The sequence below is a fragment of the Ligilactobacillus salitolerans genome (assembly GCF_003864415.1).
GTDB classification, from domain to species: Bacteria; Bacillota; Bacilli; order Lactobacillales; family Lactobacillaceae; genus Ligilactobacillus; species Ligilactobacillus salitolerans.
Window position 1 is genome coordinate 1 of the sequence record NZ_BFFP01000021.1, and the last position, 25,134, is coordinate 25,134.

General features: G+C 44.8%; 25 protein-coding genes and 1 riboswitch. Of the genes, 4 read left to right on the top strand and 21 right to left on the bottom strand.

What is annotated here, in order from left to right; genetic code table 11:
* The first annotated feature begins 191 nt into the window (after nucleotides 1–191).
* Complete coding sequence (locus LFYK43_RS06770; protein ID WP_124976721.1) at nucleotides 192–584, top strand: VOC family protein; 393 nt, start codon at nucleotides 192–194, stop codon at nucleotides 582–584.
* A gap of 42 nt (nucleotides 585–626) precedes the next feature.
* Here the strand turns inward: LFYK43_RS06770 and LFYK43_RS06775 are convergent, their stop codons facing one another.
* Nucleotides 627–917: a type II toxin-antitoxin system HicB family antitoxin gene (locus LFYK43_RS06775; protein ID WP_124976723.1), complete on the bottom strand. Its 291-nt coding sequence runs from the start codon at nucleotides 915–917 to the stop codon at nucleotides 627–629.
* 238 nt (nucleotides 918–1,155) lie between these two features.
* On the opposite strand from LFYK43_RS06775, the gene LFYK43_RS12560 reads away from it, so the two are divergent.
* Nucleotides 1,156–1,308 (top strand): hypothetical protein, encoded by a 153-nt coding sequence (locus tag LFYK43_RS12560; RefSeq protein WP_158609204.1) that lies wholly within the window; start codon nucleotides 1,156–1,158, stop codon nucleotides 1,306–1,308.
* 126 nt (nucleotides 1,309–1,434) lie between these two features.
* Here LFYK43_RS12560 and LFYK43_RS06780 read toward each other — a convergent pair whose 3' ends face one another.
* Nucleotides 1,435–3,405, bottom strand: a complete 1,971-nt coding sequence (locus LFYK43_RS06780) for an elongation factor G (protein WP_124976725.1) — start codon at nucleotides 3,403–3,405, stop codon at nucleotides 1,435–1,437.
* A 357-nt stretch (nucleotides 3,406–3,762) separates the two neighbouring features.
* On the opposite strand from LFYK43_RS06780, the gene LFYK43_RS06785 reads away from it, so the two are divergent.
* On the top strand, nucleotides 3,763–5,025 hold the full coding sequence (locus tag LFYK43_RS06785) for a LysM peptidoglycan-binding domain-containing protein (protein WP_124976727.1): 1,263 nt from the start codon (nucleotides 3,763–3,765) through the stop codon (nucleotides 5,023–5,025).
* 431 nt (nucleotides 5,026–5,456) lie between these two features.
* Here LFYK43_RS06785 and LFYK43_RS06790 read toward each other — a convergent pair whose 3' ends face one another.
* A complete protein-coding gene (locus LFYK43_RS06790) occupies nucleotides 5,457–5,948 on the bottom strand; it encodes a QueT transporter family protein (protein WP_124976729.1) in 492 nt (163 codons plus the stop codon).
* A gap of 8 nt (nucleotides 5,949–5,956) precedes the next feature.
* Nucleotides 5,957–6,001: riboswitch (PreQ1 riboswitch) on the bottom strand.
* A gap of 133 nt (nucleotides 6,002–6,134) precedes the next feature.
* Between LFYK43_RS06790 and LFYK43_RS06795 the strand changes: the two genes are divergently transcribed.
* Nucleotides 6,135–6,998 (top strand): DegV family protein, encoded by an 864-nt coding sequence (locus tag LFYK43_RS06795; RefSeq protein WP_158609205.1) that lies wholly within the window; start codon nucleotides 6,135–6,137, stop codon nucleotides 6,996–6,998.
* A gap of 125 nt (nucleotides 6,999–7,123) precedes the next feature.
* Here the strand turns inward: LFYK43_RS06795 and LFYK43_RS06800 are convergent, their stop codons facing one another.
* From LFYK43_RS06800 to LFYK43_RS06885, 18 genes are all read right to left on the bottom strand, one after another.
* Nucleotides 7,124–9,208: a methyl-accepting chemotaxis protein gene (locus LFYK43_RS06800; RefSeq protein ID WP_124976733.1), complete on the bottom strand. Its 2,085-nt coding sequence runs from the start codon at nucleotides 9,206–9,208 to the stop codon at nucleotides 7,124–7,126.
* Between the two features lie 246 nt (nucleotides 9,209–9,454).
* Nucleotides 9,455–10,396: a flagellar hook-associated protein FlgL gene (flgL, locus tag LFYK43_RS06805; RefSeq protein WP_124976735.1), complete on the bottom strand. Its 942-nt coding sequence runs from the start codon at nucleotides 10,394–10,396 to the stop codon at nucleotides 9,455–9,457.
* Between the two features lie 3 nt (nucleotides 10,397–10,399).
* Nucleotides 10,400–11,929, bottom strand: a complete 1,530-nt coding sequence (gene flgK, locus LFYK43_RS06810) for a flagellar hook-associated protein FlgK (RefSeq protein WP_124976737.1) — start codon at nucleotides 11,927–11,929, stop codon at nucleotides 10,400–10,402.
* A gap of 73 nt (nucleotides 11,930–12,002) precedes the next feature.
* Nucleotides 12,003–12,377 carry a hypothetical protein gene (locus LFYK43_RS06815; RefSeq protein WP_124976739.1) on the bottom strand — a complete coding sequence of 125 codons (375 nt, stop codon included), beginning with the start codon at nucleotides 12,375–12,377 and terminating at the stop codon, nucleotides 12,003–12,005.
* 13 nt (nucleotides 12,378–12,390) lie between these two features.
* Complete coding sequence (gene flgM, locus LFYK43_RS06820) at nucleotides 12,391–12,669, bottom strand: flagellar biosynthesis anti-sigma factor FlgM (RefSeq protein ID WP_124976741.1); 279 nt, start codon at nucleotides 12,667–12,669, stop codon at nucleotides 12,391–12,393.
* 89 nt (nucleotides 12,670–12,758) lie between these two features.
* A complete protein-coding gene (gene fliY, locus LFYK43_RS06825) occupies nucleotides 12,759–13,874 on the bottom strand; it encodes a flagellar motor switch phosphatase FliY (protein WP_124976743.1) in 1,116 nt (371 codons plus the stop codon).
* Complete coding sequence (gene fliM / locus LFYK43_RS06830) at nucleotides 13,871–14,881, bottom strand: flagellar motor switch protein FliM (RefSeq protein WP_124976745.1); 1,011 nt, start codon at nucleotides 14,879–14,881, stop codon at nucleotides 13,871–13,873. Before fliM ends, fliY begins: the two co-directional genes overlap by 4 nt.
* Nucleotides 14,882–14,915: 34 nt before the next feature.
* Nucleotides 14,916–15,311, bottom strand: a complete 396-nt coding sequence (locus LFYK43_RS06835; RefSeq protein ID WP_439957210.1) for a chemotaxis protein CheW — start codon at nucleotides 15,309–15,311, stop codon at nucleotides 14,916–14,918.
* A 621-nt stretch (nucleotides 15,312–15,932) separates the two neighbouring features.
* Nucleotides 15,933–16,295, bottom strand: coding sequence for a response regulator (locus LFYK43_RS06840; RefSeq protein WP_124976749.1), 363 nt, complete (start codon nucleotides 16,293–16,295; stop codon nucleotides 15,933–15,935).
* 14 nt (nucleotides 16,296–16,309) lie between these two features.
* Nucleotides 16,310–16,900, bottom strand: coding sequence for a chemotaxis protein CheC (locus LFYK43_RS06845; protein WP_124976751.1), 591 nt, complete (start codon nucleotides 16,898–16,900; stop codon nucleotides 16,310–16,312).
* A 10-nt stretch (nucleotides 16,901–16,910) separates the two neighbouring features.
* The gene (locus tag LFYK43_RS06850; protein WP_124976753.1) at nucleotides 16,911–18,977 is read right to left on the bottom strand and encodes a chemotaxis protein CheA; all 2,067 of its coding nucleotides are present in this window, start codon (nucleotides 18,975–18,977) and stop codon (nucleotides 16,911–16,913) included.
* A 53-nt stretch (nucleotides 18,978–19,030) separates the two neighbouring features.
* A complete protein-coding gene (locus LFYK43_RS06855) occupies nucleotides 19,031–19,807 on the bottom strand; it encodes a CheR family methyltransferase (RefSeq protein WP_124976755.1) in 777 nt (258 codons plus the stop codon).
* Complete coding sequence (gene cheB / locus LFYK43_RS06860; protein WP_124976757.1) at nucleotides 19,807–20,814, bottom strand: chemotaxis-specific protein-glutamate methyltransferase CheB; 1,008 nt, start codon at nucleotides 20,812–20,814, stop codon at nucleotides 19,807–19,809. Before cheB ends, LFYK43_RS06855 begins: the two co-directional genes overlap by 1 nt.
* A 362-nt stretch (nucleotides 20,815–21,176) precedes the next feature.
* A complete protein-coding gene (locus LFYK43_RS06865) occupies nucleotides 21,177–21,677 on the bottom strand; it encodes a chemotaxis protein CheD (protein ID WP_124976759.1) in 501 nt (166 codons plus the stop codon).
* Nucleotides 21,661–22,164, bottom strand: a complete 504-nt coding sequence (locus LFYK43_RS06870; protein ID WP_124976761.1) for a chemotaxis protein CheW — start codon at nucleotides 22,162–22,164, stop codon at nucleotides 21,661–21,663. Before LFYK43_RS06870 ends, LFYK43_RS06865 begins: the two co-directional genes overlap by 17 nt.
* A 36-nt stretch (nucleotides 22,165–22,200) precedes the next feature.
* Nucleotides 22,201–23,502, bottom strand: coding sequence for a methyl-accepting chemotaxis protein (locus tag LFYK43_RS06875; protein ID WP_124976763.1), 1,302 nt, complete (start codon nucleotides 23,500–23,502; stop codon nucleotides 22,201–22,203).
* A gap of 149 nt (nucleotides 23,503–23,651) precedes the next feature.
* A complete protein-coding gene (locus LFYK43_RS06880) occupies nucleotides 23,652–24,359 on the bottom strand; it encodes a cell division ATP-binding protein FtsE (protein ID WP_124976765.1) in 708 nt (235 codons plus the stop codon).
* 16 nt (nucleotides 24,360–24,375) lie between these two features.
* Nucleotides 24,376–25,131, bottom strand: coding sequence for a flagellar hook-basal body protein (locus LFYK43_RS06885; protein ID WP_124976767.1), 756 nt, complete (start codon nucleotides 25,129–25,131; stop codon nucleotides 24,376–24,378).
* Between the last annotated feature and the right edge of the window lie 3 nt (nucleotides 25,132–25,134).

A 25,134-nucleotide genomic window follows, 5' to 3' on the forward strand; every position in this document is an offset into this window, starting at 1 on the left:
AAGGATACAAACAAGAAGTTTAGAAGTAACTTTTTTAATTCACAATCATTTAGTCAGAATTCGTCCAAAATCGGGAGAAGGAAAGTGACCAACTAAAAACGGCCACTTACGTTCACCGGAAGGTCTATGTTAATTAGTCTGCTTGCTTGCTATAATAGGGGTAGAAATAAAAAAGCAGGAGTGTCAGTCTTATGAAAGTTAGTCGTATCGACCACCTTGTCCTACCCGTTGCCAATGTCAATCAAGCCTTCAGATTTTACCATGAAGTTTTTGACATGCAGGAATTACCAGAACAGAGTACCGCTCAAACCATCACTATCCGCTGCGGCCACCAGTTGATTTACTTGCAGCAAGCAGAAGTCACAGCTGATCTGCAGCCAGCTCACCCGGTTCCTGGCGCCGCCGACTTGTGTATCGTGGTTAAAGACAAAGTTGATGACATTGTCAACCATTTGAAAAGCTACTTCGTGGATATTGTTGCCGGACCAAGCGAACGTTTTGGCTCCGAAGGTAAAATGACTTCGATCTATGTTCATGACCTTGATTCTAATCTGATCGAGATCGCCACTTACACCGACAGATAAAACTCTTTTTGACCTGCGCTTTTGGGCCAAAAAGAGTTTTTTTTACAAATATCCATCCGATTTTAGTCCGTGCGTTAAACGAAATTCTGTAATATTAACCTTAACAAATAAAGCAGTTTCCGGTTCTTCAACCTGCGGGAGGTCTGAACTTGGAGCTGGCAAATCACTGCAAATACTGCGTGTCCCAATGTAGTCGCGTGCCATAAAAATCGCGTTTTCATAGTCGATCCCGGCCGTGTATCCCTGAAAATCCGGCAAATAAACCTGGTAGCTGTAATCCTGGTCCTTGATCTGGCTGACCTTGATTGGATACCTGACAATTGTATCTTGCATCGTATCTCTCCCATCCTTTACACACAAACGGCTTTTCATCAAACGAGTCCATTATCCAAAAGCATTTAACATATATTTTTTTCACTCTATATTCAGAATTTTTAATATCCCTCACAGAAAACTTATTATAATAAAGTTTTCAAAATAAAGCATATTGTGAACAACATGTATTAATTGGATAAATGTGTTATATTTCTTATCAAATTCATAGATTGGAGTGAATCAAGTGGATAGCTCAATGATCAATATCTTTCACGGTGAGGATTTAGACCAGACTTTCGAAAACGCGTGCGCCCATACCTTAGCCAACTACCAAGTCAAGGACTGCAAGGTTAATTTCATTAACAATGAATACGTTATAGTCGTCAAAACAGAAAAAGTTGCCGTGTAGCAGCAGCACGAAAGACTTACATAATAGACACTAGATAAAATTCAGACACTTTCATTCGTTTCAATACCTGCCAGAAAAAAAGCAGCATTCAGATTTTCACCTGAGTGCTGCTTTTTTGATTATTCTCTACTCTTTGTTTTGATAGGGATAATGCGCCATCTTTGGCACCTGGTCCCAGGCTACCGGATAACCTGCACCGTGTGCACAAAAAACAGAATCTGGCGTGTTGTCTAAGTCGGCGACTGCTGAATAATTCTTTTGGGCAACTACTGCGGCTTGATCATGGCAGGCGCGATAGCCGGCAAAAACACATTCCAGCTGTCCTTGCCCGTGTGTATAGGCGCGGACTTTTGCCTGATAATTCTGCATTTGCGCAACCGGGGCTGTTCCCGTTAAAACTACTTGCTCAGTTGCGGCTTGCTTTTCCTCAGGCAGCTGAAATTCCCCGTGCATTCGTTCAATATCAGTTAACGCCCGTCCAACCTGTTTTTGTCCGACGGTCAGTGTGAACTGATACCACGGTTCCAACACTTCACACTGCTTTTGAACTTTTAATTCCATGAGTCCCTGACGCACCGCCCGCCAGGTTGCCTGCCGGAAATCTCCGCCAACCGTATGCACGTTGCTGGCTTTCCCGCCAACCAAGGTGATTTTGACATCTGTTAAAGGAGCTCCAATAAGTACACCCAAATGTTCTTTGGCTTGCAGATTGCCCAGGACTTGGTTTTGCCAGTTGTTGGATAGGACCTCTAGGGGACACTCGCTGGCAAATGACAGCCCGCTGCCGACCGGGGCGGGTTCTAATTTCAAATGAACCTCAGCGTAATGTCTGAGGGGTTCAAAATGTCCCACACCTTCTACCGGCCCTTTGATCGTTTCTTTGTACAAAATACTGCCTTGACTAAAGGTCAAAGATAAACCGAAACGTTGTTCAAGCAGGGCTTGTAAAATTTCTAGCTGGATCTGCCCCATCAATTGGACCCGGATCTCCTGCAAAAATTCTGACCAAACAACGTGTAATTGCGGATCCTCATCTTCAAGCTGCTGCAAAGCTTGCAGCACGACTTGCACATCCAAATCGCCGATCTCAACGCGATAGTTTAAGACCGGAGCAAGAACTGGACTTAAAGCATCTGCGCAAGCTCCTAGCCCTTGACCTGGGTAAGTCCCTGTTAATCCGGGGATCACACAGACCTCACCGGCAAGAGCCTGGTCCAGTGGAGCAGCTTTCAGACCGTTGTATTGCCTTAGCTGGTTGACCTTTTGCCCGTCTGCCAAAACGTCTTTTGGCTGCAAACGGCCACTGGTCAAGCGCAGCCAGCTTAATCGTTCTCCTTTTTCGTTATGAGAAATTTTAAAGACACGCGCGCCAAAATCTTCGTTGTCTGGTGCTTGCGCGGCCAGTGTCCATCTTGCCAGACCTTGCAGCAAGGTCTCGATCCCCTGCATTTTAAGGGCCGACCCGAAAAAACAAGGAAACAGTTCACGGTCCTGGATCATTGCTTGCAGCTGAGCGTCTGTGACGCGCTCGTTTTCCAAGAAATCAGCTAAGACCGTGTCATTTTGCATGGCCGCCGATTCATAAAAAGCTTCTAACTCTTCTTTTGCAGGGTCTCCTTGGGTCACCTGGGTGAAATCCAAACAGCCCTCTGCTAACTTCTCTTGCAGCTGCCCCATGATCTCTGTTTGCTGCTGCAAACTTTGATCCATTTTGTTAACAAAGATAAAGACCGGAACGTGGTACCGTTTCAGCAAACGCCACAAGGTCAAGGTATAAGCCTGGACTCCCGCAGCTGCTTCAATGACCAAGATCGCGTAATCTAAAACGCTGAGCACTTGCTCGGTCTGGGCGGCAAAATCCACGTGCCCTGGTGTATCTAAGAGCGTCAATGAAAGGTCATGCCAAGATAATTCAGCCTGGTGGGAAAAAATCGTGATCCCCCGCTGCTTCTCCAATTTTTCCGGATCCAAGAAAGCATCACCCGTGTCAACACGCCCCATTTTACGCAGACCGCCGCTTTGAAACAGCAGCCCTTCCGATAAAGTGGTCTTTCCAGCATCAACATGCGCAACGATCCCTGTCACAATGTGCTTCATCCGTTCTCTCTCCCAACCCTGCTTGACTAATATCCGCGTAGTACAACTCTGTTTAATTCTATCATTTACCCGCACAGACACGGCGCTAAATTTCAATTATTGTTCAAATTTTAGTTCGATCAGACGATCCCGTCTAATTTCTAGCACTTTTTCCAAAAAAATAAATCGTTTTATTTTTATAAACACCTTAAGATTTGACTTATATGAGAGAAGTGCTAGCATGCAAATAGAAGCAGGGAAATATTCCCTAGCTGCTTGAAGGGGGGCTTGCAAAACAAGCACAAAAATGTTTGAGACCAAGGTCACTAGGTCAAATGACAGAAGGTATCACTGAAATTTGAATGGAGGTTATACCACATGGATGACGACTCAAATTTAAGACACGCAAATAAATTAACTAAAATATTAAGGTCTGGAACGCTGACGGCTTTATGTGCTGGAGCGTTATTTGCTGTGCCGACACTTGCACGAGCTGATGATTGGCAGGCTAATTCTCCCGACCAAATAGCTGGTCAAATCAGCGACCCGCAAACGGTCTACACGATCAGATCTGGGGACACCTTGTGGGGGATCTCTGAAGCTCTGAAGGCCAAGGGTACAACATTAACCCCGCAACAAATCGCACAGTTGAACAGTATTACTAATATAGACTTGATTTATGCCGGCAACACCTTGAAGTTTACCGGGGGAAAGATCACAGTTCAACCGGCACAGCCAAGTCAACCGCAGCCTTCGCAACCTTCGACTGGACAGGTTGATAAGACTGCCCTCTCAGCCAAGATCCAAGAAGCTAACAAGTATCTTTACACCAATGGTGTTTATACCAAAGCTTCATTAGAAAACTTACGGATCGCAGTTCAACGCGGAAATGGCGTCATCAAGTCCGATGCGGCTTCCCAGCAAGATATTTATAATGCCATCGCGCGGATCAGCCAAGCAATTAACGGCTTGCAAAGAATTTCGGGCCAAGAAGTTAACAAACAACCATTAGAAGCCAAATTACAGGAAGCTAATAAGTACCTCTACACTAATGGTGTTTATACTGACGCCTCGCTAGAAGCTTTGCAAGTTGCAGCTCAGCGTGGTAACGGCGTCATCAAGTCTGACGCTGCTTCCCAGCAAGACGTCAATAATGCCATCGCGCGGATCAGCCAAGCAATCAACGGTTTGCAGAAGAAGTCAGACCAAAATGTCAATAAACAGCCGCTTGAGGCTAAACTTCAAGAGGCAAACAAGTATCCCCAAACTAATGGTGTTTATACTGAAGCATCACTAGAAACCTTGCAAGTCGCAGCACAACGCGGGAATGGCATCATCAAGTCCGACGCAGCTTCCCAGCAAGACGTCAATAATGCCATCGCGCGGATCAGCCAAGCAATCAACGGTTTGCAGAAGAAGTCGGACCAAAATGTCAATAAACAGCCGCTTGAGGCTAAACTCCAAGAGGCAAACAAGTATCTCCAAACTAATGGTGTTTATACTGACGCATCACTAGAAGCATTGCAAGTTGCAGCTCAGCGCGGAAATGGCGTCATCAAGTCTGACGCAGCTTCTCAGCAAGACGTCAATAATGCGATCACTCGTATTGACACCGCGATCAACGGACTACAAAAACAGTAAACACGATTTAGACCCTGAACTCAAACTATCTAATTAATTAACACTAAAAAATAGACTGGTACTAGAAGATTTCCAATGTGAAGCTTCTAGTACCAGTTTTTTGTAATTCTATAAACCATGATTGGTCTGACACTGACGGCACAGCAATTTTCAAAATAGTCTGGACTGCTGGTACGCCGATGTACCTCCACATCTTACTTATCTGGAGGTAAGTCCAGCATAAGCAAATAATTTTCAGCAAAAATTATTTCTGCTGAAATATTCCATCGCCTTGGGATTAAAGGATTGCCACTAAAATCGCCAGCAAAAGCAGCCCTAATAAACAACCGCAGCCGACATTTAAGAAAAATTTCAGCATTCCCCAAAAGATCAAAACCAAAAGTATTAGAAAAATTAAGGTCAGCATCTATTCGCCTTTCTCCTCTTATTTGTTACTTGCTAAGGTCCACTGTGCGTGCGATCAGCCAGATCAGTACCGCACCGATCACCACGACCACGAATTCACCGATCCCAACTGTCAAATATGTCAGCCAAAAAGGTACCTGACTGACCAAATGCAACTCCAAGGCGACTGCCCAAGACATCAAGGTACAGATCATGACCGTTGCCCCCAGTTTAGCTGGTAAAGAGCGAAGATGCTGCCCCACATACCAGCTCAACCAAGTCATAGCTAAAGTCTGCAACGTACCAAAAATCATATCCACGGCACCCATTGAGGACCATAAATTTGCGATCAAGCAGCCCAAGGTCACGCCCCAGATATATCGTTTATTAAAAACCGCCAAGGTATTCAGCATTTCCGATAAACGAAATTGGAGCGGCCCATAGCTGAAAGGGAGCAATACGACTGTCAGCACCACATAGAGTGCTGCGACTAGCGCGATCTTAGTCAGATCAGCTATTTTATTATTTCTTTGTGTCACTTCAAAAAAACCTCCTAGTTTTTTTAGGTGGGATGTTTACGAACCACCATTAACTTGCATCATTAAGTATAGGAAAAAGGTGTACCTTTATCAAGTTAGGATCCGTGTTATAATTTGATGCATAGTCAGCCTTTACCGTCGGGCCCAAAACAAGAAACTTTGAGCCCCACTGAACATCGAGCGATAATGCTGCTAATTTTTGATGGAATGGATAAACTGATGAAAATTGCAATCTTGACAGATAGCGCCGCTTGGCTCAGTGAACAAACGGACGCCCAAACAAATATCAGGATCTTAGAGATCCCGCTGCTCTTAAACGATCAAGCCTGGTCAGAAGGCCAACTGCCCGCTCCAGCAAAGCTGGCCGAACTTGCGCGAACTCGCGGCAATATGTTGACCGAAGAACAGATCCCGCTCACTGAAATTTTAGCCTTGCTCATGCAGCTTTATGGTCAAGGATTTACTGACGTTTTGATCATCCACATTGCTCATTCGATCAGCGGTCTAGGGTCAAAACTGCACCACTTGGCGGACCACAACGATCTACCGCTTAATGTTCAGCTCTTCGATTCGCGCTCATTAGGTGAAAGTGAGGGTCTTTTGGTCGAGTACGCAGCGTCACTTGTCGCAAAAGGCAAAAGTCTATCGGAAATTCTCCCTCAACTAGAGCAGCGGCGCGCGCAGCTCCACACCTTGTTATTGGCGGATGATTTAAAAGATCTGCATAAAATGGGTTCGATCGCACGCCGCCATACTCTAAGCGGTCAGCTGGCCCGCGAAAAATCTATCCTGAAATTTTCACAGTCAGGCGAACTCGAAATTATTCTGAATAGTCCCTGGACCAAAAAAATCATCGCGGCGACGACAGAAATGATTGGCAAAAAGGCAAAACAAATTACGCTGGCAGCTGCAGACAAGGCTACTGTCCGTTTTTATCGGCAGGCTTTAACCAGTCGTTTGCCCCAGCTCGAGATCAAAGAGAAAATTATCACGCCAACAGTTTTGGCATACGCCGGCCCCCAAGCAGTCATCATCAGCTGGCAAAATTAAACTCAAATATCCACAAAAAAGCTCTCCATCAACGTTGCCGAATCATCTTCGGTTCATGTTGCAGGAGAGCTTTTGTGTGTCTGAACGATCAGCTTGCATTCAAGCTAGTCGCAGAAACCTAAAATTTATTTTTCCAAATCAAATTCATCAGTATACTTCTTCAATTGTGCAGCACTGCTTTGCAGGTTGGCCACGTGGTCAGTAAACTCGTCCATCGTAGCTTGCACTTCTTCTGAATTAGCGGATACTTCTTCGGTACCTGCCGCATTTTCTTGAGTCGAAGCAGAAATGCTTTCCAATTTTTCTAAAATGGCAGCTTGCGTATCCACAATTTCTGCCGCCCCACTCGTCAATTCATGCACATTTTCGCTCATGGATTCATTGTGCTGGTAGACATTCATCGTGGACTTGATTGCATCAACGATCAACGTCGTCTGTTTTTCACCGTTTTCCAGCGAGGAGGTCGTCTTTTGCACCATGTCTGTTGATTGATTTCTGATCTGAGCGATGATCGCTTCAATTTCCTTGGTAGAGTTATTACTTTCCTCGGCCAATTTTCTAATTTCAGCAGCAACGACTGAGAAGCCTTTACCTGCTTCCCCGGCACTTGCAGCTTCGATCGAGGCATTTAAAGCCAAGAGATTGGTCTGGCGCGCGATATCATTGATCACGTTAACGATCTTCGTGATATTTTGGACATCACTATCCATCTGCTTAACGCTTTCCATCAAGTCTTTCATACCATTTAGCTGGTCGCTCCAGTTGGTATTGACCTTGTCCATAATATCCATGTTATTTTGTCCGATTTCAGAAGCTTCGCTGGCAGACTGAGCTAAAACCTGGATATTCGCGTTCACATTGCCGATATTAGCGGTAATGTTTTGCACTTGATCAACGCTTTCTGTCGTTTCCTTGGCCTGTGAACCGGTAACTTCAGCAATTTCTGTGATCGTCTGGGCAATTTCTTCTGAAGCTGTCGTCGTCTGCTTGGAAAGATCCAACAATGAGGCAGCTTTATCTGAAACAACGTCTGATTCATTTTGTACCTGGCTGATCAGCGTCGAAACAGACGCAATCATGTCGTTATAGCTGGCAGCAACGCGGTTAAATTCATGTCCATCATATGAAGCCAGAGCCATCTTTTGTCCCATGCGTTGGAAGTACCCTTTAGCAGGTTCCAACTCTTTTTTATTAGACGGCAGGTAATGGATCTTACCCTGACCAGCGTCACTAAAGGCCTTTTCAAAGACACCCAGAACTTTCCTGACGACTGCTGTCATCTTTGAAGAAACAAGGTAGCCTAAGATAATGACTGCTAACAAGACGAGAGCTATTGTCAGCAGCATGGCACTCTTGCCGCCTGATAGGTCATCATCGTTCATCTGAGCGATGGTCCAAGTTGTGCTGCCCGGCATGCCCTTATCGAAGGTCACCTTACCGACTGCACTATGCCCTGGCACAGCAATCGTTCCTTTGCGCTTATTAGACTTTGCGACTGCCTTATAGACTGCTGTTTTATTGATCATTTCTCCAGATTTAAAAGCATGGTTGCCTTTACCGGTATTATGCTTGATCAAAACTCGTCCTTGAGAAGTAATGACGGCTGCCTGACCACTAGTCCCAACTTTGAGATCAGCAATAGCCTCTTCGACCGCAGCATATGAGACTGTTGCTGCGATCACATGGGCATGTCCCTTACTGTCAATAATTTTCTGTGAGACGCTGGCACTGTATTGTTTGATGGCGGGATCAAAGTATGGCTCCGACCAGTATAAACCTTTGGTCTTGGCTTTTTGATACCAATCTTGAGATAAAATTTCCATGTTTTTAGGCATAGGGAAATTCGAATAAGTATACGTTCCGTTAGAATTGACATACATTAAGTTGGTAATATTTCTGCGCGTGCCGCCATTCGCAATCTTTAAAACTTGCTGTACTTTATCCAAAGAAGCATCAGACTTGATTTCAGACTGCTTCTTTAAAGAATCTATCTGCACCAAGGTGCTGCCTTCCAAGTTCTGCCGTTGTGTTTTGATCACATTGACCGCCGTCTGTTTTAAACGATCATTTTTCTCAATGAGCTGCGAGCGTGTAGTATAAAACGAGACTGCCTCCACAATAATTGCTGGAATCAGCGTTACTAGCATTAATACCAGTAAGATATATCCGCCAATACTCTTCTTTTTAAGAGTTTTCTTTTCTTGTGCCACTATTTGTCCCCTGCACTTTCCTAAAAATTTCCGCCAGAGCACAAGCGGCAAAAGAAAAACCAGCTTGACAGCTCCGGATAATGCTCAATTTTTAACTTGTAAATGGGCTAAGCACCCCCTATGATGCTTAGCCCTGACTTAGACTGCTGGTCTCAGTGTCCCCCCAGACCTGTTCCCAGCAATCAATTTAATTTCAGAACTTCTCAGTAAAACAACAACCCCCAACAGCCTTGCAACTGTACTTGCCTACTTCAAATAATCCAAAATAGTTGTTTGCATAATCTGTGTACCCATCGCTAAAGTCGATTGGTACGATAGCATTTGATTCTGATACTCCATGTATTTCTGTGCAACATCCACGTCTTGTTTATTTGACAAAGTTTCTGCCAATGAATTTTTTTCTGTATCATTTCGGTCAGCCGCGGATTGCAGCCTATTCTCTATTGAACCGACCTTTGCACGATAATTAGTAAAGTTGCCGGCAAAATCATCGACTTCTTTCATGAAGCGGGTGGATAGATCACCGTTCGGATCACCATTATCCAAGGTGGAGATCAAGTCTGAAAAGAAAGTTGTCAATCCGCCACTGCCATCAGCTGCGACTCCAGATGTACCATCGGAATTCATCAAGTGAGAGCCGTTGGTTGCTAGGTCTAAGTCAACACCGTCAGAGATCTCGCGTGTCAGGTCAGAAGTATTCCCCAGATACTGAATGCTGACCGCGTTGCCGTCTGCATCTTTGATCAGTGAGAATGGTGCTTTTTGAGTTTGACTGCCGCCAAAAACATAACGGCCATCGAAGTTCGTGTTCAAAGCATCGACGATCCCGGAAATCGACTCTGAGATCTCGCGCTTGTTAGCCGCCAAGCTGTCTGAAGTGACTGTCCCGGCGTTGGCAGAAGATTCGATCAGGTCACGGACCCGCAACATCAAGTTCGAAACGCTGTCCAAAGCTGAATCCTGCGTGCGCGACCATTGATTAGCATCAGAGATCGTCTGGCCGTATGTCTTGTTTTGCGCAATTGAAACGTTGAGATCCAAGATCTTAGCCACCAATAACGGGTTATCTGAAGCCTTGTTGACCTCTTTTAAACTTGATAACTGGTTCATTGTTTTTTGAACTTTATTGGTACTTAATTCTAAATTGCGAATAAAATCAGAATATTCCATCTTACTTGAAACTCTCATCCATTACACCCCCGTTCTATTGATCAAAGTATCCAACATATCAGAAACAACGGTTAATAATCTGGCGTTTGCCTGGAAACCCTGCTGGAATCTGATCACGTCAGACATTTCCTCGTTCAAGTTAACCCCTGAAGCTGCTTGATCTTTATATTCCAGCTGATTCAAAGCTGTTAATTGAGCCGAAGCCATATTGTCAGCCTTTTGCTTGGAGATCCCATTTTTAGTCACGATACTGTTATAGGAACCGGCGACAGTCATTCCTTGTTCAGAAGCCGTGAAGGTCAAACTCGTCGGGTCAAAGTTCGTCAGTAAGTCCGCGGGATCAACAGGATAATCAAGTTTAGCTTTCAATGATTTTGCCATCGCCAAAGCTAAACTGTTATCGCCATCCGCAGGATCTGCCCCCGCGCCAACCTTCATCTTTCCTGGGTCTTTAACTAGATCTTGGTTGACCCGTAAAGATAAAGCCGGGTTTGTCGGATCATCCGATTCAAAGAAGGCATTTGTCGCGTTCGTTCCCTCGGAATAAACGATATTTTGTGAGGCAATCAAGCCGTTCACAAAAGAATTCAATTCATCTTGATGTGCTTGTACCTCGGCTAATGATTCCTGTAACCCGCCGATCGAACCCGATTTAACTTCTAGTACGGAATAGTTTTCCGTGCCATCAGCCGCAGACAAAACTACATCCCCAACTGCAAAGTTGCCCGTGATCTCTTGCTTAGATTGTGTTTCATCACCGTCAGGATAAATCTCAGCTGTCCCGGCAGCAGCACCCACGACAACACTTAGTTTCTGCTGCACCCCTAATTTGCCATTGACGATCTCTTGGTCACCGATCGAAACGGTGGTGCGTCCATAGTTGTCAAAAGCAACGGTAATATCGGCTTGACCGGACATGTCTTTCAACAAGCTGTCCCGGCGGTCTAAGAGGTCATTTGGTGTTTCATCATCCAAGTGGCTGTCATAGATTTGCTGGTTTAAATTAGCCAACTCACCAGCCATTTGGTTAAAGTCAAGTACTGTTTTAGATAATTGCGATTGCGTATCGCCATTGACCTTACCAACTTGTTTAGCAATCGATTGAATGTAAGTCGCTAAAGAAACACCCATTTGCACGGCATTCGTTTTAGCCGTGTCCAGTTCCGGATTGTCTGCAAGTTTCTGCAAACTGTCCGCGTAATTATTGAGCTGAGTGATCACACCATCGTCAGACGGTTCGTGCAAAGCATCTTCCAGCAAACCTAAAACATCTGATTTCTGGACGTTAAAATTATAATTTGCATTCGAATCACGAACTTGTGAACGCACAAAGTCATCCACGATCCGTTCTACCCCGTTAGCCGAAACCCCTGTTCCGATCAGACCAACGCCGGTTTTATGGTAAGGGATCTTCGTCCCTAAATCGACCCGTTGCCGGGTATAGCCGTCTGTGTTAGTGTTCGCGATATTGTGACTGCTTGTCTGTAAAGCAACTTGGTTGGCGTCTAACCCGCTGCGCGCGGTGTTTAAGGTGCCAAATAAACCTGACATATCATTTGCCTCCTAAAAATACTTGCGGTCAAAGAATTGACCACCCCTAATTAAAGTCCAAGCTTGCACTGTTTTAAAAAGACTGATCGACGATTGCTGCAGGGATCTCAGCGTGTTCCGCAGACTGAACCTGCTTGGCAGCTTTGCCGTAAGGCACTTCTTGCTTGGCTAAGCTTTTTTGGATCGTCTCCATGATTTTTTGCTGGTAAGCTAAGGCCTGCTGAGTCAACAATAAGTTCGTCTCTTGCAATTCCTGGATCTCTTGGATCAATTCCCTGGTCGTTTGGCCGATGTCTCCTGCATACTGGTCGAAAAGCGGAACAAAATCAGCTTTTTTGGGAACCAATTCGGTTAAAGCAGCCCCATCATCAGCAATTAAAAATTTCTGTTCTTGTTTCAAAAGCCTGATAAATTGCCGTAATTTTACTTGAAAGGTTTTTTCATTCATTCCTTTGGCCTGCCTATCTCATTTCATCGATCATGTGCTGAGCAATTTTTGCGGGGGATACCTGATAAGTCCCGTCAGCTATTTGCTGTTTAATACGAGCAACCTTGTCTTGATCAACATCATTGCCCAAGTTGTCACACTTAGCATCTTTTTGAATGCGCTGAGCTGTTTCTGACAGATCAACATTAGAATGCTGCTTTGAACCTGCAGCAGTTTTCTTTGGAGCAGCCTGTTGATAGAGCCGGTTAGCTAAGTTAGCGTTGATCGCAGTCAGATCTGAATTAATTTTCATAAGGTTTCCTCCTTCATCTTTTGTTCTACAACTATTTATATCGGACAAAAAAAAAAAAGTTAAACACAAAGTTCAACTTTTTTTCTAAATTAATTAATTTTATTGATCCTTTGCTTCTGTGAGACGATTTTATTGATCCGCACACCGAAGTTTTCGTTGATCACAACCACTTCACCAGTTGCGATCAGTTTGCCGTTTAACATGATTTCCAACGGTTCATCAGTCAATTTATTTAATTCAATGACTGAACCGGTATTAAAGTTTAAAATGTCGCGCACGCTCTTTTTAGTTCGTCCTAAAACAACACTTAAGTTTAAGGGAATATCTAAGATCAAATCCATGTTATCCCCCTCAAGTTCTTGATGGTTGGATAATTCTTCAAATTCTGGTTTAGAAATTTGCACGTTACTTGCCTCTGCTTTAGTCTGACTTGGCTGTTCTTGTCTTACAGGTTGAGTCGGGGTCGGAGCTGCTTTAGTTTCTGCTTTAGTTTCCGCTTGATTTTCGCGTCTAACCACCGTTGCCTTATCCGACATCATCGCTTTGACAATATCTTTGACCATCGGTAAAGAGAAAATCTGCATGATTTCACTTTCGATCAAACCTTCGACATCTAACTTAAATGAAATACAGTAGATCTCGGCTTGTCTGTCCAAAGAATCTTCACTCACATCGTCCGGCTTTTCCCAGAGATGAACATTGGGCGGGAGAATATCAACTTTACGGTTGATCATCGTTGCCATCGAAGTAGATGCTGAACCGATCATTTGGTTCATTGCTTCACCAACCGCGCTCAACTCAACGTCGGTAAACTCGGTGGATTCCGGTTGTCCATTACCACCCATCATCAAGTCTGCAATGATCGTTGCATCACTGACTTCCAACAACATTAAGTTTGTTCCGGCTAAGCCCTCGCGAAATTCGACGGTCGTTGCAACTTTGGGTGCATCGATCCCGTCTAAAAGGTCCCCAAAATGAATCTTGGAAACCCTAGGCGTTGTAATCGCAACTCGGTGGGCTAAAATCGATGAGAGAGTCGTTGCTGCCTGTGACATCGAAATATTGCCGACTTCTCCGATCAGATCCTTCACACCCTGTTGGTCAAGACCCTCTAATAATTCAGCCGGTTCCTGCACTCCTTTTTCCTGGTCACTCTCGCCTCTCATCATCGCATCGATCTGCTCTTGTGTTAAACTCTCAGTCATTCTTCCTCTTCCCCCTCGATTTTACTCAATAATTCAACCGCTAACTGGCCATTTTGCTTGCCTGGTTTAACTTGATAAAATGGTCGTTCTTCCACGAATGCGTCCAGCGGCTGAGTGATCTTCGAATCTAGCTTGATCACATCACCCGGCTCTAATTTCAGAAAATCAGCCAGATCCATTTCCGTCGATCCCAGCAGCACACTGATCGGCAATTCGATCTTGTTCAAGCCGCGTTTTAGTTCGCTTTGGTCGGCTGCAGTCAGTTGTTGGCTAGTATCGAACCAATTATGTAAGCTCAACTTATCCAAGATCCCTTCAAATGAAACATAAGGAATACAGAGGTTAATAAAGGTCGAAACGCCAAAGATTTGCACGGTAAAAGTCGCTAAGACGACCGGTTCATTCGGAGACAGAGTCTGCATTAACTGTGGGTTAGTTTCCAGACCATCAAGCTTAACATCTAAGGAAACAACTTCTTTCCAGACAGACTGTAAAATTTTGGAGAACTCTTCCATGACCCCTTCCAGCAAGGACATTTCGATTTCTGTAAAACCATTTTTATCCAAAGAAGGTTGCTGCTTGCGGTTATTTTCCTGGTCAAATCCGCCACAGAGCAGTTCAATGAAAGTCATACATAACTGCGGGTTGATCTCAATCATTTGTGAACCCTTTAAGGGAGACGCATTAAACATTCCAACCATCGTGACACGCGGAATAGAATGGATAAATTCGTCATAACTGATTTGCTCGATCGAGGCCAATTGCATATCAAAGTTAGTTCGCAAGATATTTGACAGAACATTTCCGCTCATCTTGGCAAAGTCCTCAAAAATCATGTGTAAGGTATTGATATATTCTTTAGATAGACGCGTTGGTCTCCTAAAATCATACGGCTTCGCCTGAGTTTCCTCTTTTTGTTCGTTTTCGATCACTTCTTCATCTAGCTCGCCAGAATCATAGGCACTCAAAAGTGAATCGATTTCTTGCTGTGATAACACTTGATCCACAAAGACACTCCCTCTCGCTCATTTATTAACTCCCCTAACTAAAAATTTTGTCGGTCACATCTATGACATCTGCGATCGTCTGCTGATCCTCCAAAGTCACTACCCCGGTAAAGTACGGTGTTGCTTGCTCTTCTCCTAACTGGATCTCATCTGGAGCAACATCTAAAACCTCGATCACTTCATCGATCAACAACCCCCGCTGCTCGTCATCTTTTCTCATAATCATAATATTACGATTAGTTTGCGATTGTGGCAACCCAACCAATTCGGCCAAACTAATGACCGTCAATACCGTACCGCGGAAATTGATCAAACCCTTGACCCAGACTGGGGCAAGGGGAACTTTGGTGATTTGAACAGTGTCTACAACTTCTTCTACGGCAGCAGCCGAGATTAAGTATTGCTTATCGTTCATTTTGAACAAGATCATTTGCACACAAAACACATCCTTTCTTAATTTATCAGACAACTCTAGGACCTACAGTCTGGAAAGGCTTTGCCCTTTTTAGAGCTCCATGAAGCAGAAAGACTCACGGAACCCTGTGTTCTTAGTCGGGCTCCGAGGAACAGAAAGTTGCGCCTAGCCTGTCCCAGCATAATAGCGCTAAAACCACGCTATAATGCCAGGACTTGCTAGTGCTCACTTTCTAACCGTTCCTCTCCGCCCTGTGTTTTTAGTCGGGCTCCGCATGGCAGAAGATTCCGCCTATCAAGTTTCAACATCACAGCGCAAAAAACGCGCTATAATGTCAAAACCCGATAGTGCTCGTCTTCTGAACGCCATGCTCCGCCTTGTTTTTTTAGTCGGGCTCCGCAAACCAGATACTTCCGCTTATCCAACTCATCCATCACGACGCTTAAACCCGCGTCGTAATGAATGAGCCCGATAATGCTCGGTGTCTACCCGGTTTGCTCCGCCCTGTTTTTCTTAGTCGGGTTCCGCGAAGCAGAAAGTTGTGCTTATCTAACTTCAAGCTCACAGTGCACAAACCGCACTATGTGCTTGAAGTCCGATAATGCTCACTTTCTAATCGCTTCGCTCCGCCCTGTTTTAGTTCAGCGCCTTATCCAACGCCTTGATTACACGATCCGTGTCAAATGGCTTCACGATAAAATCAACCGCCCCGGCTCTGATCGCATCCATTACCATTCCTTGCTGTCCCATCGCACTGCACATTACTACCTTGGCAGCTGCATCAAATTCCTTGATCATCTTCACCGCTTGGATCCCATCAACGTCAGGCATGGTAATATCCATCGTCACCAAGTCCGGCTTTTCAGATTGGTACAAGTCAAAAGCTTCTTGGCCGTTCTTAGCTTCCCCAGCAACTTCATACCCGTTTTTTTCCAAAATATCCTTTAATTTCATCCGCATAAATACAGCGTCATCCACGATCAATACTTTCTTTGCCACTTAACATTCTCCTCTCAAACTCCAAGTGCTTTAATTATTTTATCAATGACTCCAACTTCAGGAATGAAGTACAACGATGCTTCCAGCTGTTTGCTATCATAGCTAAATTCATTTCTGATCACCATCACTTCATCTCCAAACTGATCGAATTCCATGTATGCACTGCTGATCACAGCACCAAACACATCATAGGAACAGCAAGGTACTTCGGGTTTAATTTTTTTATCTAATAGTCCGCCGATCGAGGTCAGAAAAGAGCTGGAAACGATATTAGTCAGCTCACTAACTGCCGAAACCTTGATCTCTTCACTTAACTCTTCTGTTGTTCCGACCATCAAGCCAGAAAGATCCTTGGCAGCCGCGTTGGTGATCACAAACAGCATCGCACCCTTGAGCTCACCTTCGATCGAACTAAGAACTGCATAAACCTCTTGATCGTCTGCCATGACCTGGGCATACAGCTCGCTATAGCTCAAGATCGTGACTTCCGGGACCCGCATGCGGATCACACTGCCGATCATTTGTGAAATAGTCGTTGCTGCCTTACCGCCGCCAATATTCATCGTTTCCTTCAGTGCATCTAATTGTATGTCTGAATATGCCATTTGCCTTCACCTAAACGCCTTTGCAGATCGTATTCACATCTAAGATCAACGCGATCGACCCATTTCCCAAGATCGTCGCACCCTGGAAACGTTTGACCTGTTGTAACATTGGATCGATCTTCTTGATCACGATCTCTTGCTGCCCGATCAACTGATCGACCACGATCCCAAAGTTCTTCTCGTCACTCTTGATCAAAATCATATACTTCTTTGAACTTTCATTTTCTGGCAAGCCCAAGACCCGTGCGGTGCGAATAACGGGCGTCAAGCCTGTTTGCAAGGGATAAACCTCTTGACTGGCGGTTTGTAAGATGTTGTCCGCTTGGATCATCTCGACCCGCTCAACTACGTCTAGCGGGATCGCAAATGTTTCATCGCCTAATTTGACCATTAGTGCTTGAATGATCGACAGTGTCAGCGGTAATTTGATCACTGTTTTGGTCCCAACATCAACTTTGCTTTCAACTTCAAGCGACCCGCCCAGTTCATCGATTTTGGCCTGAACGGCATCCAAGCCAACCCCACGGCCAGAAATATTGGTAATTTTCTTAGCCGTTGAGAAACCTGGATCAAAAACCAGCATTTGCAGCTCTTTATCACTCATTCCAGTCGTATCGATCCCGCGTTTTTCAGCAGTCTCTTTCATGACTTGCGGATTCAAGCCTTGCCCGTCATCAGTCAGCGTGATCAAAACCTTATTACCCTCTTGGTAAGCTGAAAGCTTGATTTTGCCTTCTTCCGGTTTACCCAAGCGTTTTCTGGTTTCTGCGTCTTCGATCCCATGATCGGCAGAATTACGGACCAAATGGATCAAGGGCTCATTTAATTCAGAAACTACGGTCTTGTCTAATTCGGTGTCTTCGCCTTCAATTTCCAGCGCCATTTTCTTATTCAGCTGATTGGACAGATCTCGGACCATCCTAGGAAATCGGCTAAAGACCACATTAACCTGCTGCATTCGGATCTTCAAAACCAGATCTTGCAGCTCGGAAGTCAGTCGCGAAACTTGTTCTAAAGATTCGTGTGCTTCTTCAACATTTTGTCGGCTATTAGCGTCTTCCAATTGGTTACGGTAGACGACCAGTTCAGAAACCACGTTCAAGAAGCGGTCTAAACGTGATAAATCGACTCTAATCGACTGATTTTTAGTATTCTTCCCGTGAGCGGCATTTTTCTTTGCCACGGTTTTAGCTGTCTGTTTTTGAGTTGCTTCTGGCGCCTGACTCGTTGCTGTTTGTTCAGCCGCTGGATTTTCTGGCTGAGTAATTTTTGAGACCTGCGTCTTTTCGTCAAATGGTGCCGTGATGACCTCTGCGATCTCACTGCTTGACTCGATCAATTCTTTGATCTGCTCCGGACTGCTCTCCGTGAGGATCACCAGCTTAAAGTCGGTTTCAAATTCGCCGTCTTCCAACTTATCTGGCGCTGGTTCCGTGTGGATGATGTCTCCTTCGTTATCCAGCTTCTCGATCACAAGAAAAGCGCGTGGTCCCTTTAACATCGACTCCGGATCGATCCGGACAGCGGCACTAATTGCATTGACGTGCTGAACCTTAGCCTGTTCGATCACATCAAGGTCGGCATCTTCAAGCGCCGAGAATAGCAGCTGGAGGTCTTTTGTCGGGTTGGTGATCTCAGCTTCTTTCATTGCTGCGGCAATTTCAGCTGAGACTGGCGCTCCACTCGCGACTTGCTTTTCGACCTCGTCTAATTCATTCCACAAGTCCATGATCAAAGCGTCAGTTTGTTCTTCATCATCTCTTAAGCCGTCTAATAACTCGGTGAGTTTGTCTAGGCACCGAAAGATCAATGAGATGTGGTCACTAGTTACTTTTAATTTATCGGATTTAAACAAGTCAAAGATGTCTTCCATTTTATGGGTTAATTTGCTCATCACATTGTAACCCATGGTAGCCGACATACCTTTCAAAGTATGCGCCGCACGAAAAATTTCATTGATCAGATCCTTGTTTTCAGGTTCATTTTCAAGTTCCAGGATATTATCATTTAATTGTTGTAAATTATCTTCACTTTCTTCAAAGAAGATATCACGGTAGACACTATTATCGTCAGCCATTTATCGGTCCCCCCATTCAAATTAATTGATTTTAGACACGAATTGGTCTGTACTTATTTCTTTCTATAAATAAATGAATCAACTTTTTCAAACCCCAATTTATCAATAGAATTCAACGTTTCTGTCGCACCCGTAAATAAAACTCCCCCCGGGACTAAAGCTTCACTAATATTGCGGTACACCCGGTCGCGTGCTTCCGGCTTAAAGTAAATCGTGACATTCCGGCAGATAACGGCATGAAAGCCTGTCTCATATTGATCAGCTAACAAATCATGTTTCTTGAAACTGACCCGTTTTTTAAGAGGTAATCCTACTTGAAATTGTCCAGGTGTCTGTTCCATAAAATAATGCCTGATATCGGCCGGACTGACATTTTTCAGTTCTGCCTGACTGTATTCACCCTTACGTGCCTTCTGCAAAATATCATGGTCAATATCTGTAGCAGTGATCTGGCCCAGCAGTCGATTTTTCTCCAAAATCATGGCGAGTGTATAAGGTTCAGCCCCAGTCGAGCAGGCAGCACTCCATAGTTTCAAGGAATCAAACTGCGGTGCCAGTTGAGTAACCAGATATTTTTCAAAGCTTTTAAACAATTCATGGTTGCGATAAAATTCAGTCACATTGATCGTGAGATGCTCGATGAATTCAGCCCTTTTGACTGGGTCCTCATCTAACAAGCGTTCATAGTCGCTCAAAGTCGCGATTTGATTTCTTTCCATGATATTATTGATCCGCCTTTGCATCTGTCGATCCTTATAATCATCCAAGTGGATGTGATATTTGCGCTCGACCCAGCGATTGAACTCATTAAAATTTTGTTCCACTTTCATCACCTAACGATTGCCTGTAATGTTTGCCCAATTTCTTTTAGGCTCATAACTTCATCTACTACCTGAGCAGCAATAGCAGCACGCGGCATGCCAAAGACCGTACAGGAAGCTTCATCTTCGGCGATCGCGTATCCGCCGGACTGTGTGATTTTTTGCAAACCTGCTGTTCCATCATGACCCATGCCAGTCAAGATAAAAGCTGCCAGTTGGTCAGTATATAACGGAGCTGCCGATTCAAATAAATAATCGACTGCTGGCCGGGTCCCATGGCGTTTAGCGCGCTGGTCCAAACAGATTCGTCTCCCAGACAGCGTCATGTGATAATCACCTGGACACAGGTAAATCTGATTTTTGATCAGCATCCCATCTTCTGCTTCAACGACCCGCGCCCCTGATTCTTCATTCAGGCGCTCCGAAAATGACTTGGTAAAACCGGCCGGCATATGCTGCACGATAAAAATCGGGATCTTCGTTTGGCGGATCTTCCCGATCACTTCTAGCAAAGCCTTAGGGCCGCCCGTCGAAGAACCGATCACAATTGCCTGTGGATGTTGCGGCCTGCTTTTAGACTGAGGCCGTTTGATCGCGGTTACCGGCTGCGGCTTGCTAGGTCGGCTGCCTTGGGTACAAATGTTTTTGATCTTGGTATAAAGGTCTCTTACCCATTCATTTTCAATGGACATCAGGTTGACCGGCTTTTCAATAAAATCGGCTGCCCCTAATTCAAGTGCTTGGATCGTGATCGCTTGTGCACTGACTGCCGAAAGCATCACGACCGGCACCGCGAAACTCTGTTTAATTTTTTTCAGTGCCGTGATCCCATCCATGACCGGCATCTCGACATCCATCAAAATCAAATCAAAGTTAGGATCAGACTTTAAAGTATCCAAGCAGTTTTGCCCGTTGCGCGCGGTCTGGACCGTTTCAACACTGGGCATCTTATGCAAAATATCAGAAATAACTTTACGCATGAACGCCGAGTCATCAACCATCAAAATTCTATACATCAGCTGTCTGGATCCTTTCGTGTATTTTTCACAATTATTTTGGAACAAGCATTTCTCTCTCTCAGGGAAACTGCTTGTTCATTGGATTTTAGTCGAGCTCCGCCCTGTTTCTTAGTCGAGCTACGCAAACCAGCCACTTCCGCTTATCTAACTCACCCATCACGACGCTTAAACCCGCGTCATAATAGGTGAGTCCGATGATGCTCGGTGCCTACCCGGTTTGCTCCGCCCTGTGCTTTTTAGTCGGGCTTCGCAGAGCAAAAGATTCCGCTTATCCAACTCCAAGCTTTTGGGGCAAAATACGCCCCATAAGTTTGGAGTCCGATAATGCTCATCTTTTATGCGCTCTGCTCCGCCCTGTTTTAGATATACCTATCTTCTTCCCTGACTGCCTTGATCAACGTTTGGAAATTGCTCAGGTCTACCACCATCGTTCTTCCCCTATTGCCGCCTGTATCTTGGCCTACCACCGGGATCTTCAACTTCTCCAGCTGCTCTAATACCGCTTGCGCATTTCTTTGGCCAATACTTGCTGTCGTTAAGTTGTTCTTAAACCCAAACATGTTCGCTCCACCCGAGATCTTCGCTTTAAAATGCGCCCGCGGTGCTTTTTTTCTTAACTGCTCAACCATCAGTGGCAATGCCGTATTCGCATACTTGGCAAGATTGAGTTCCCTGCCATTTTGCTCAAATGGTGTACTATCAGGCAGCATGATATGGCTTAAACCGCCGATTTTAGTCGCAGGATCATAGATGATCGTGCCAATACACGATCCTAATCCTACCGTCATGATCTTATTGGGAGCATACGAAATTTTGTAATCAGAGATCCCTACTCTGGTTTCATTAGAGTTCTGCAGCATCTTCCGTATTCTCTTCTTTTCCTGACTCAGCGGGTGCAGCTTCTAGCGACTCTACGATCTCTGCTTCCTGTTCATCATTAAATAGGTAGTTCAAGTTTAAATCGATCACAACTTCTTCATTTTCCATTTTGAGAAATTTACTGATGTAGGGATGTTTGAGTGCTGCTTTATCCAGATCTTTAGCATAGTCGGTTTCCTGCAAGACGATGATTCCAATAATTTCTTCCACAAAGATCCCCATCGTGCGGCCTTTCCACTGGGATAAGATCACCTTGGAATCAACCGTGACTGGTGAGAAATTATTGTATAACTTCTTGCACAGGTCAACGATTGGAAGCATCTGCTCTTGGTATTCGTAAACCCCTAAAATATAATCTGGGACTTCAGGCAAGGAAATAAATTTCTCTGTTTCGATCACTCGCTTGACGATCTCGACTGGTAATGCAAAAAGTTGTTGGTGACTTTTAAAGACAACATATTGCCCCATTTTTGCTCCCCCTCTTTAATACTTTTAGTTCAGTGGTTACAGTTTAAAAGCATCGACCTGTAATTTTCTGATCTCCCCCGATTGTTCCAGCAAGTCGACACTCTTTTCCAAGCCTTCGATCAAAGAATAGAAGTCGTCCAAGTTAGCCGAAACTTCTTGAGTACTTGCTGAAGTCTCACTGATCTGTGTGCTGATCTCCCGCAAAGCCTGGTTAACTTGATCCTTTTTACTCTTGATCTCATTGGCTCGAGTACTAATATCTGCCAGCCCATCGCTGACTTTAACCACGTCTTCAGTGATCTTGCCGCTATAGCCCAAGACATGGTCAATGTTTTGCTGCTGAGATTGACTTTCTTGGTATGATCGATCCAGATCAACCGTCATCTTCTTGGACTTAGTCCGAATTGATTCGATCAGATCACGAATGCTGCTAGTGGACTTGCCAGACTGCTCCGCTAAATCACGGACTTCTTCAGCCACGATCGCAAATCCTTTACCAGCTTCGCCGGCACGCGCAGCTTCGATCGAAGCATTGAGCGCCAACAAGTTAGTCTGTTCAGAAATATCGTTGATCAGCGAGATAATGTTGCCGATGTTTTGAATATCTTCGTTCATGGCATTCATTTCTTCAACAATTAGTTTTTGGCTGTTGGTTTCATTCTTCCATGAGCTCGAAACCTGGCGCATCATCTGCATATTCTGGCTATTATTTTGTTTAGATTCATCTGCATATTGATCCATCTTAGTGATCTGGTCATTGATCAACTCGATATCTTTAGCTAGCACATCCATCTCAGTCACCGTCTGTTGCGATGCTGCGGCTTGCTGACTAGCATTATCCGCGATCGTCCCCATTGCTTGGCGAACCCCGTCGATCGAATCTTTAGCAGATTGTGATTTTTGACTAAGGTCTCCAACCATCTGCTCAGACTCTTCGTTTTCTTCTCTGATCCCAGTGACTAAACCAGCAAAAGCATTACCTAGCCCGAGAAGCTGATCTCTAACTTTAGCAAAAAGCGGCTCTTTTCCTTGCACCTTGCTTATTTGCGCGATTTGGCTAAAATCACCGGCCGCCATCCGTTCAACCTCGGCAGAAAGTTGACCTAAAGCCGAACTGTTGTTACCACCGCCGACAGAACCTCGCCCTCCAGCAAAAGCAATGTAGAGGATCTGTGCCAGGACTACAACGGCGCTTAAGATCCAAAAGCGTTGCAGGCTCCCCGATGTTGCTGAACTTAAAACAAAAACCCGAAAAACAATTAAAATAATGAAGGTTGCTAAAACCGGCAAAAATTTACCTTCAGAATTAGCAGGTTTCTTTTTCTTACCTTGTTCCATTATTTTCCCTTCCCTATCGATATATTAGAAGATGTCTCATGCTTATCCGACAAATTGACACTTCATCTGATATTATCGGATGAAATTAAAATTGTTAAATAGGTCACGATCAAGAAAGCAAGAGTTCGCGTTAAATCTTGTCCGTGAAATCACCAGACATAGACATCTTTTTCATCGGCAAAACGACTATAGCCGCCTTGACGATCATCGCGGACCAATTGAGAATTTTGAATTTCTAAGGTGCGATGGCGTAATGAATTGACCATCGTGCTATCATGCGTTGCCATCAGAACAGTCGTTCCAGCCTGATTGATCCTAAAAAAAATCTGCATCATTTCTTTGGCAGATTTTACGTCCAGATTAGCGGTCGGCTCATCTGCAATCACGACCGGCGGCTGATTAAGCAAGGCTCTGGCTAAGGCAACTTTTTTCTGCTGGCCCACAGATAACTGTGCCGGCAACCGCTCTGTCATCTGTCCCATCTTGACACTGGCTAAGGCCTGTTCGATGCGTAATCCCCATTTCTCCTGGGGCACCTCTAAGGCTGACAAACATGTTTCTAAATTTTCTTTGACCGTTAACCGTGGGAAGAAAAGGTCCCTTTGCAAAACGATCCCCAGTTGCCGGCGCAGCTTGTAGATCTGTTCACGGTGCAGACGTTCAACTTCAATGTTCCCAACCCGAATCGATCCGCTGTCAGCTTGTTCTTGAGCCGCCAAAAGTTTAAAAAAAGTCGTCTTGCCTGCTCCTGATGGCCCAACCAGATAAACAAATTCACCTTCTTCAATTTGGACCGACAGATCCTTAATGCCCCAGACCTGCCCGTATTTTTTTGTGACATTCTTCAGTTCAATCAATTTCTTCTCCTAAAAATTAATCCGTGAAATGATTGATGCTTTCCATCATTTCGTCCGTGGCTGAGACCGCCCGGGAATTCAACTGGTATGAGCGCTGGGTTGAGATCATATTCGTCATTTCTTGTGCCAGATCGACATTGGCCGATTCCAACGTTCCTTGCATGACCGTGCTATTGCCTGCCCCTAAGGTGAAACCGCCGCGCGCCTGATATAAGTTGGCACCAACTGAGACCAAGGAGTGTTCATTATTGGGAGTGTACAGCTGGAGCTGTCCTAAAACCTGCTGACCAGCTGAGATCTGACCATTGGGGCTGATCTTCAAATCGCCTGCTGGCCAATTTTGTTGCGGAACTTGAGCATTGACAGCGACCCGATAACCATTACTAGCTACAAGTGCACCCGTTTCGTCGCGGTGAAAATCGCCTGCTTTAGTCAGGTAGATTTGCCCGTTTGGCCCCTGCAAACCAAAGAAGGCGTTCCCTTTGATCGCCAGATCCAACGAGCGTCCAGTATTTTCATATTCACCCACTCGATCATCGATCATGTTGCTGCCCACGTTGATACCGGAGCTGCTGGCGAGTGCGCCGGCGTTTTGTCCAAGGCTCAGATCATTTTCAGTCAAGTTATTATTCATCAATTCATTAAAAGAACTCACCATTCCTTTGTACCCAACCGTCGATGAGTTGGCGATATTATGTGAGATATTATCTAGGTTATCTTGCAAGCCGTTCAGGCCGGTGCGGTTAATTGATAAGATCGAATTTAAGTTCATCTA